This window comes from Phormidium pseudopriestleyi FRX01, assembly GCF_017313335.1.
Taxonomy (GTDB): Bacteria; Cyanobacteriota; Cyanobacteriia; order Cyanobacteriales; family Laspinemataceae; genus Laspinema; species Laspinema pseudopriestleyi.
The window spans coordinates 1-8904 of sequence record NZ_JAFLQW010000021.1 but is presented as its reverse complement, the minus strand read 5'-3'; the positions used below and the strand labels follow the sequence as shown (position 1 = coordinate 8904).

Annotated in this window: 6 protein-coding genes and 1 pseudogene; 3 read left to right on the top strand and 4 right to left on the bottom strand. The window is 46.7% G+C overall.

Annotation, left to right across the window (positions count from 1 at the left end):
- Positions 1-121: 121 nt before the first annotated feature.
- On the bottom strand, positions 122-718 hold the full coding sequence (locus J0895_RS00795) for a plasmid pRiA4b ORF-3 family protein (RefSeq protein ID WP_207086246.1): 597 nt from the start codon (positions 716-718) through the stop codon (positions 122-124).
- A gap of 126 nt (positions 719-844) precedes the next feature.
- On the opposite strand from J0895_RS00795, the pseudogene J0895_RS00790 reads away from it, so the two are divergent.
- The 3 genes and pseudogenes from J0895_RS00790 to J0895_RS00780 all read left to right on the top strand — a co-directional run.
- A pseudogene (locus tag J0895_RS00790) lies at positions 845-1102 on the top strand (MoaD/ThiS family protein); the annotation flags it as partial.
- A 408-nt stretch (positions 1103-1510) separates the two neighbouring features.
- Positions 1511-2830 (top strand): threonine synthase, encoded by a 1320-nt coding sequence (gene thrC, locus J0895_RS00785; RefSeq protein WP_207086245.1) that lies wholly within the window; start codon positions 1511-1513, stop codon positions 2828-2830.
- A gap of 128 nt (positions 2831-2958) precedes the next feature.
- Positions 2959-3234: a ubiquitin-like small modifier protein 1 gene (locus tag J0895_RS00780; protein ID WP_207086244.1), complete on the top strand. Its 276-nt coding sequence runs from the start codon at positions 2959-2961 to the stop codon at positions 3232-3234.
- Positions 3235-3385: 151 nt separating this feature from the next.
- On the opposite strand, the gene J0895_RS00775 is transcribed toward J0895_RS00780, so the two are convergent.
- From J0895_RS00775 to J0895_RS00765, 3 genes are all read right to left on the bottom strand, one after another.
- Positions 3386-3733, bottom strand: coding sequence for a hypothetical protein (locus tag J0895_RS00775; protein WP_207086243.1), 348 nt, complete (start codon positions 3731-3733; stop codon positions 3386-3388).
- Between the two features lie 187 nt (positions 3734-3920).
- Positions 3921-6521, bottom strand: a complete 2601-nt coding sequence (locus J0895_RS00770) for a DNA gyrase/topoisomerase IV subunit A (protein ID WP_207086242.1) — start codon at positions 6519-6521, stop codon at positions 3921-3923.
- Positions 6522-6582: 61 nt separating this feature from the next.
- Positions 6583-7866, bottom strand: coding sequence for an RNA-guided endonuclease InsQ/TnpB family protein (locus J0895_RS00765; protein ID WP_242540950.1), 1284 nt, complete (start codon positions 7864-7866; stop codon positions 6583-6585).
- Between the last annotated feature and the right edge of the window lie 1038 nt (positions 7867-8904).

Below are 8904 nucleotides of genomic sequence, written 5' to 3'. Positions count from 1 at the left end.
TTGAGAAACCGGGTTTCTTTCATAAATTTAGGCGATGAAACAACAATTGTAGCAGAAACCCGGTTTCTGGTCCTGCTTCTTCAAATTTATAACAATTTCCTAGCTTTGGAGACGATTCATTTTATTTGAAACCTCTCTTAAACTGGGCGTTAATCTCATCCAAATTGGCTTCTTCGGGGTCAAAAGAGCCACCTACCCAGTCGAGCATTTCTTCATGGTCCGGATGGTTTTTATTTTGGACCACTTCTAGGAAATCTTGATATCCCCAAGGACCGCCAGAGTCGTCTGGGGGACAGGCTCTTGTTGCTTTTATACAAATTGGATATTTGACATCCGGATCCGGTGGAAGCACTTTCTCGACGAGGATTTCATGTTCCCAGGAATCGCCGAAGTCGTAGAGGTATGAGAATTTAAACTTTTCTCCGGGTATAATTTTGCTCAGTTTGACTCGGGTTTCATCATTCATTTCCATGTCACCAAATCCGAAATCATCATCCATTGGCATTCCGTACTCTTCCCCTTGAATGTTAAATGAATGGAGATGGCAATCTCCCCAATCCATTGAGACTTGAATCACTTGGTGTAAATCTGCCAGGGTGTAATCGCTGCTCACTTGCACTCGTCGCCAAATTGGGGGTCGGATACCTCTCAGGGTGATTTTTAGTTGATAGATGGATTGAGGTTTTTCGAGTTGGCATTTTAAACAGGGGATAAACATCAGGGTTTGTAAGTTTAGACTTTGGTAGTCTGAAAACTGTTAGGTTTTCTGATCATAAGTGAATGAAGTCAGTTTAACAAGTTTAGGGTATTTTATTAGAGTTAGCCCTTTTGTGATGTTTTGATAATGTCTCAACCCCCGATCGCCGTTACGGTAAAACTGTTCGCTGCTTATCAAGAAGTCTGTGGCGTTCCTGAGTTAGTGCTGGAATTTCCGCCAGGAACTCCGGTGGTGGCAGTTCGCGATCGCCTGATTGCTGAACACCCGGAACTTGACTGTTGGCGCGATATCACCCGCTTTGGGATTAATCTCGATTTTGTTGACCCCCAGACTCCCTTACAAGCGGGGGATGAAGTGGTACTGATTCCGCCTGTGAGTGGGGGGTGTGGGTCATTGGTCATTGGTCATTGGTCATTGGTCATTGGTTATTGGTCATTGGTTATTGGTCCCCTTCGACCCCCTTCGACAAGCTCAGGACAGGCTTCGACCGGCTCAGGGCTCAGGGCAAGATTGGTTATTGGTTATTGGTACAGTTTTAGATCCCAGGGACAAGAAACCGGGTTTCTAGCCCAGGTTTGTGGGTGATTGCTAGAGATTATGAGAAGAAACCAGGTTTCTAACCAATACTCTACCCCCAGACAAAGGACCAATGACAAACGACCACCCACCAATCCCGACCAAAATAGTCGGGATTGGTTGACGAGTATTTTTCTCTGTGTTACTATCTTCCCAACAGATGAGGGAAGGTGACTTCCAAGCCCCTATTTTTTAGAGAGTCCAGAGGTTTGAACCATGATCCAGGCGACAGAATTGCATACTCACAGCCATGACACCCCGCCTAATGGGGCCACGTTTGACAAACTGAAATGTAAAGAATGTGGTGCGGAGTACGAAACGAAGGCAATTCATGTCTGTGAATTGTGTTTTGGACCCCTGGAAGTTAAATATAATTATGATGAAATTCGTCGGCAGGTGACTCGCGAAACGATTCAGGCGGGTCCTCATTCGATTTGGCGTTATCGTCCCTTTTTGCCGGTGATGACGGATACCCCGATTGATGTGGGAACGGGGATGACGCCTTTGGTGAAGTCAAACCGGTTGGCACGTCAGTTGGGGATGAAAAATCTTTATATTAAAAATGATGCGGTGAATATGCCGACCCTGAGTTTTAAGGACAGGGTGGTTTCGGTGGCGTTAACTCGGGCGAAAGAACTGGGTTTTACCACGGTTTCTTGTGCGAGTACAGGGAATTTGGCGAACTCTACTGCTGCGATCGCCGCTTATGCGGGGTTAGATTGTTGTGTGTTTATTCCCTCGGATTTGGAAGCCGGTAAGGTGTTGGGGACCCTCATCTATAATCCAACTCTGATGTCGGTTAAAGGGAATTATGACCAAGTAAACCGCCTCTGTTCGGAAGTGGCCAATACTTATGGTTGGGGGTTTGTTAATATTAATCTGCGTCCTTATTATTCCGAAGGGTCTAAAACTCTAGCTTATGAAGTGGCTGAACAATTGGGTTGGCAATTGCCCGATCGCATTGTTGCACCTCTAGCATCCGGTTCTCTGTTCACCAAGATTTATAAAGGATTTCAAGAGTTTATTCAAGTCGGATTGGTTGATGAAAAAGCAGTTCGGTTTACCGGAGCTCAAGCGGAGGGTTGTTCACCGATCGCCGCTGCATTCCGGGAAGGACGGGATTTTATTAAGCCAGTTAAACCCAATACCGTGGCAAAATCCATTGCGATCGGGAATCCCGCCGATGGCATTTATGCCTTAGAAGTTGCTCATAAAACCAATGGAAATATTGAATCCGTCAGTGATGCAGAAATCATTGAAGGGATGAAACTGCTGGCTGAAACCGAAGGAATATTCACTGAAACTGCTGGCGGGACGACGATTGCTGTTCTGAAGAAATCCCTGGAAGCTGGAAAAATTGACCCTGATGAAACGACGGTGGTTTATATTACCGGGAATGGATTAAAAACCCAGGAAGCAGTTCACGGTTACATTGGTGAACCGCTGACCATTGAGCCGAAATTAGACAGCTTTGAGCGGGCGTTAGAGCGTTCTCGCACTCTCGATCGCTTGGAATGGCAGCAAGCTTTAGTTTAATATGGGTTTGATTTAGAACTTAAGAAACGACAGCAAGTCGTTACTACGAACTTAAGAAAGATAACGACAGCAAGTCGTTACTACGAACAGTCTCCCCCATCTATCCCTATCCTATTTATTTGCGAACCATGTCTGTTAAAGTTTTAATTCCGACTCCTCTCCAGAAGTTTACCAGTGACAAAGCTACGGTTGAATGCAGTGGTAGTAATGTGGCAGATTTGTTAGAATCCCTCGAAGCTAACTGTCCCGGCATTAAAGAGCGTCTTTGTGATGAAAAAGGACAACTGCGGCGCTTTTTAAATGTCTATGTTAATGAAGAAGATATCCGCTTTTTAGAGGGGGTGGATACGCCACTGAAGGAGGGGGATGAAGTAAGCATTGTCCCTGCTGTTGCTGGGGGTTAATTAGACAACCAGACAACAGGCTAGGTTTGAACCCTAGCCCTGTCAAGGTGATAAATTTGATGACAAAAAATTGTGATTTCACGTAGGGGCCTGCGCATTGCGCCCCTACAAATACACCTTGACAGGGCTAGGGTTTGAACCCCCGCCGTTTCTAAATTTTCCCCTGAATTCGATTCGCCCAATCCAAGGCATTATCTATCGTTAAAACAATCCGTTTAAACGGTTCATCTTGTAACTCTAGGGTGAGATAATCTTTTTCCCGAGTGACATACCAGAACTCTTTTCCCCCAGGATTATAGTAGGTTCCGGCTTTGATGACTCCGGGTAAAAACGTTCCAGGGGCGCGAATTTCAGCCCAATTGCTGGTGGGTTCGGCGGTGGAAACAGTGACAATATGACTCAGGGGAATTGTCAAAATTTTCTCAAAGCTAAATGCCCAGAATTGCTCCCAAAAGTCTAGTTCAATTTGTAAGGTATCGTTAATGAAATAGAGCTTCATCGGGTTATCCTAAAAAAAGAATTAAACAATATCATACGGAATCCGGTATTGAGAGTCTGTAAAAACCCACACCCTTGTGGACCCCACCCTAACCCTCCCCTTGCCAAGGGGAGGGAACCGGAAACGTTCGTATAGTGACTCCTTCACCGAGTCATCTTGATGCAACCCCCTTAATAGGGCTAATCTGTTAGACATATTGTTCCGGTTCGGGGGAGGAAACACTCAGATAAATGAGGGTTTCTTTGGGTTCGAGTTTGATTAACCGATCGCCTGCGTCATCTTTGCGTTTGGATCGCACTGACTTAACCGGCAACCGCAAGAAGCGATCGCGACAGGTGAGTAACTTTAACTCCGCATCTGGAAGCGCTGCCACCATTCCCACTAACCCATCGGTTTTATTTTTAAATGTCATGGACTGAGTACCCAAATCTCCGGGTTTCGCCAGTCGGACTAACTCCACCGGCAACCGTTTCCCATATCCTAATTTAGACACCAGTAAGAGTTTCTCACTCTGACTGAGTGCGACACATCCGACCAAATTCTCACCCTTACCTAAGCGCAATGCTGGTTGTGGCATGGAAGCGCGACTGGTAATCGGCAGGTTTTCATTATCGATCGCAAATCGGAGTAACCGTCCCCCAGAAGTGGCGATCGCAATATCTTGTCCCACCGTCGCTAAATTAGCATAAGCTAACGCATCCCCCTCTTTTAGCTTAACCGCCGTTAATCCTCGTGCCGTCAAATTGGCAAATTCTGACAGGGGTAAGCGTTTAATTCTTCCCCGTTCCGTCAGAAAGATTAAATCCAGGGTTTCTGGATAATCTGAGAGGATAAACTGAGTGGCGATCGCATCAGGATTCCCATGCACTGCCGGAGGAAACAAACTCACGAACGGCGTTTTCTTCGCGCTGCGTTTATTCGCCGGAATATCCCCAACTTTAATCGAGAATCCCTTCCCATCCCGGGTCAAAATCAGGACATCTTGATCAGTAAAAGCAACGTGAGTTTCCACCACAAAATCCGCACCCGCTTCTAGGGTTTGAATCTCAGGATTTTCCTCCTGTTTCTGTTGCTGACGCTCATAAGTAGAAGGGGATAACCGTTGCACATAACCGCGTCGAGTAAATTCCAGGACCGTTTCTTCCGGTTCTGGAGGCGTAGCAAACAGCGGCAGAGAGGGTGCGACTTCTTCGGGAATCGCTGCCTTTTTGCCTTTGCGGGATTTAGTTTTGCTGGTTGCTTCTCCCGAGACAGGAGTTGCCACCAGCACTGTCTGATGATCCGGTGAAACCGTGTAAATCCGAGTACGCCTAGGGTCGCCATATTTCTTTTTGAGCGATCGTAACTCCTTCTTCAACCCTTTGAGCAATTCCCGGCGATCGCCGAGTAATCTCTCCAACTCCAGTCTCCGGGTATTGAGTTGGTTCCGTTCATCCTGCAATTTTTGCCGTTCCAACCCCGTTATCCGGCGCATTGGCATCCCTAAAATCGCATCCGCTTGGTTCTCAGTGAGTTCTAACTCGCTTTGCAACGCTGCTTTTGCAGTAGTCCCATCCGGCGCATTCCGCAAAATCTCAATGAGTGCATCTAAGTTATTGAGCGCCTTGAGTAATCCTTCTACAATTTCCAAACGCTGCTGAGTGCGTTCGAGTTCATGAATGTAGAGACGATTGAGCGTCTGTTCCCGAAAGGTTAGGAACTCTTGCAACATTTGCCGTAGAGATAACTGGCGCGGTTGTGCCTCTACCAATGCCAACAGAATCGCACCGAAGTTATTTTGCAGTGCAGTTTGGTGGTAGAGATGTTGTAGAACAACTTCGGGGTTTGTTTCCCGTTTGAGTTCAATGACAACGCGAATGCCATCGCGATCGCTCTCGTCACGAAGATCAGAAATTCCATCCAAGCGCCCATGATTGACTAAATCCGCGATTTTTTCAATCCATGCCGATTTATTCACCTGATAGGGTAACTCCGTCACCACAATCGCCTGACGCCGATGTTTACCGCGTCCCCCTTGGATTTCCTCCACCCTTGCCACCCCGCGCAACGGGATAATTCCCCGTCCCGTAGTGTAAGCCGATCTAATCCCTTCCGTGTCAATAATTTCCCCGCCAGTAGGGAAATCGGGACCGGGAATCAGGGTAAATAATTTTTCATCGGATAAATCCGGGTTATCGATTAAAGCTACCAGTGCATCCACCACCTCCCCTAAATTGTGGGGAGGGACATTGGTTGCCATACCCACAGCAATCCCGGAACTGCCATTGAGCACCAGCATGGGTAATTGTGCCGGTAAAACGATAGGTTCTTGCTGAGAATTATCGAAATTTCCGATAAAATCAACCGTCGCTTCGCCGATTTCCTGAAGCATGGCATCGCTGCCAATTTCGGCAAGGCGCGTTTCCGTGTAACGCATTGCCGCTGGGGGGTCGTTATCCACCGAACCAAAATTGCCATGACCTGCTATGAGGGGATACCGACTGGAGAAGTCCTGGATCATCCGGACCATCGCGTCATAAACGGATTGATCGCCGTGGGGGTGGTATTTGCCGAGGACATCCCCAACCACGCGAGCACATTTGCGATAAGGGCGATCGGGAGATAATCCCAACTCGTGCATCGCGTACATGATCCGCCGGTGGACCGGCTTTAAGCCATCTCGAACATCGGGTAAAGCCCTCCCCACGATTACACTCATGGCATATTCAAGGTAGGACTGCTGCATTTCGACGTGCAAAGCAGTCGGGATAACCTGTCCGGTAGACAGTAGGTTCAATTGTTTAGCCATGAGTTTTGTTCCTTAAACCAAACCAACTTCCAACAGTGTGCAACATTTAACCGAATCAAACCTACTCATGACGGAGCAGTTCTAAGAATAGTATGGCATCACCAACAATGGTGAAGGCAGTTGCCTGCAGAGCCTGTAACATGATGTTACGGGCACCATTCCCATCTCTGGGTGCTTGATAACCACACTCAGGACATCGAAATGTTTTGTTTCCTCCCAGTTTTTCGTGGATATGACCACATTTGGGACAAGTTTTAGAAGTAAATGACTCATTGCACCGAACGACCATCACTCCATTTCGCCGTGCCATCTGCTTCAAATGCTCCGCCAACTTATAATGACTCCAAGTCAGCATATTCCGGGCAGTTTTTGAGCGAATCTTTCTTTTTTGCCGTTCCACCATTTGAGATGTTTCAAAGGTCGGCAGCAAGATTAGCTTGTAATTGTTGACCAAAAAAGATGCTGACTTATTATGCAAGTCTTTGATTAAGTTTTGGATTTTACTCCGCATTCGAGTGGCCGCTTTACGCATTTTATAGCGTTGACGTTTGTTCGAGGATAAAGCAATTTTACTCATCAACTGGTCAAGATGCGTACAGAGTCGATTGATTCTGCCGATGTCTTTCTGACCAATCTCTAAAATTGTTTCTCCATCATACCCGGTTAAAAAGGTCCGGACTCCTGGGTCTAACGCAATCACTCGTTCCTGTTGAGTGGGGGTTGGTTCTCGATATTCCGGAAAACATCCAAACCATTTCCCTTTCTGGTAAAGAATCTGGGTTCCATAAGGGCATTGTTGGGGAAAATTTTCGGCTGATTTGAACTCAAGTCCTTTAGTTCTTTGGCAATACCAAGTGCCATTTTTGAAATTCCCGGCTTTGAATTTAATCACCTGAGAAAAAGCTCGACAAGACTTGAACGAGGCTGTTCCATGATTGGCTCTTGCTTGCTTATGGGCATCTACGGCATCCGCGACAGCTTCTTGGAGTTGATGTCCTGGCAATTGGATGACCCAATCGGGGCGATTGGCTTCACGGGCTAACTTTTGTAATGAAAAGGCGGATAAGTGGGGTTCATTTCTTAGGTAAGTAATCGTCCAGTTATAAATCCACCGATAGGCAGCTAACCATTGCTTCCAAAGTTTGTGAAGTTCTTTCCCCGGATAGATGCGGATTTTTTTAACGGCATTTGGAGTAGTTTTGGTGGTTGAGTTCCGGGGAGTTTTCTTAAATCGCTTTTTGGGCTGTTTTTCGGGTTCTGCTCCGGTATAACCGAGCAAAAAAGCGCGAGAGGATGGACAGGATATCTTCAATGAGTTCCCTTGTTCTAGAGGAGTGACGTTCATTGAAAACCACGAGTTGGCATTTTGAAGGCTGGCATAATTCCTCAAGACGTGGTTTTCTAAATCCGACGATTCCAGTGGGGTAGGAGTAGATAAGGCGTTGGATATCGCCTGGGTGTATTCGCTCCAAAAGGGCTCTACAGTTTTTCCGCCTAAAATTGAGTCGGGAACCAACTTCTCGAATAAGTTCAGCTTTGGGTTATGAAGTCTGAAAAAATTCAAGGGATCGGAAAGGGCCTTCTGGTTAGGAATAACGAGAGACTCTTGCATCGCTAATTGGGGTTGGGGGGTCAACGCTTCGGACTCTTTGAGGGGTCCGAAGCTCTAAAGAATGCACGGTTGTTCGGATGGTCTAGATTTTTCCTGATGTTTTGGTTCGTCGCCATGTACGAATCGCAATTCCTCCTCGCTTTGGTGGTATGGAAGCTTTCCGAAGCCTGAAATCTCATGATTGGTTCTGATTATATAGCGCTTGAGGCCTCTAGGGGTCATAGAGATACCTGGGGTTGAAGGCGCAGAAGATTTGGAGGACATTCCACCGTCGAAGCCATGATTCGGCTTCATGTAGGGTCCATCTAGTCAGTCATGAGATGTCGTTTGTTCTGGAGTCCGCTTTCACCCTTGATGGAGTACACTATGCACAGGCTACCCGCGCCAGGATTGCCGGACAAGACCTTTATGGGTTGGAGCCTTTCTCAAATGCTTCCCCGGGTCGCTAATCTAGCCTGACATGAGCAGATATCATGAGGTTTAAGTAGATTTTCATTGATCTGTAACGACCTCCTGCTTTTTTTCGCTCAATAACGCTATCGTTAGCGAAGAGAAGAAGATCGGAGGACACTTTGTCAGCGTACTATCATTCCTGAGAGTCTGACGATAAAGCGCATCCGATTGATTAAGTCAACAACCCAGCAATAATCAGATTACTGATATAGCGGGGGCTTTTCAAGCCCATAGTTGACCAGACTCAGGCAGAAATGCCTACGTTAGGAGTAAGCGTTAAAGTTCTTACCTTGGAGATGCGAAGCTAGTTCCCAGCTC

Coding starts and splice junctions, on each gene's coding strand:
- J0895_RS00795 (WP_207086246.1), bottom strand. CDS start 718: ATGTTTATCCCCTGTTTAAAATGCCAACTCGAAAAACCTCAATCCATC.
- thrC (WP_207086245.1), top strand. CDS start 1,511: ATGATCCAGGCGACAGAATTGCATACTCACAGCCATGACACCCCGCCT.
- J0895_RS00780 (WP_207086244.1), top strand. CDS start 2,959: ATGTCTGTTAAAGTTTTAATTCCGACTCCTCTCCAGAAGTTTACCAGT.
- J0895_RS00775 (WP_207086243.1), bottom strand. CDS start 3,733: ATGAAGCTCTATTTCATTAACGATACCTTACAAATTGAACTAGACTTT.
- J0895_RS00770 (WP_207086242.1), bottom strand. CDS start 6,521: ATGGCTAAACAATTGAACCTACTGTCTACCGGACAGGTTATCCCGACT.
- J0895_RS00765 (WP_242540950.1), bottom strand. CDS start 7,866: ATGAACGTCACTCCTCTAGAACAAGGGAACTCATTGAAGATATCCTGT.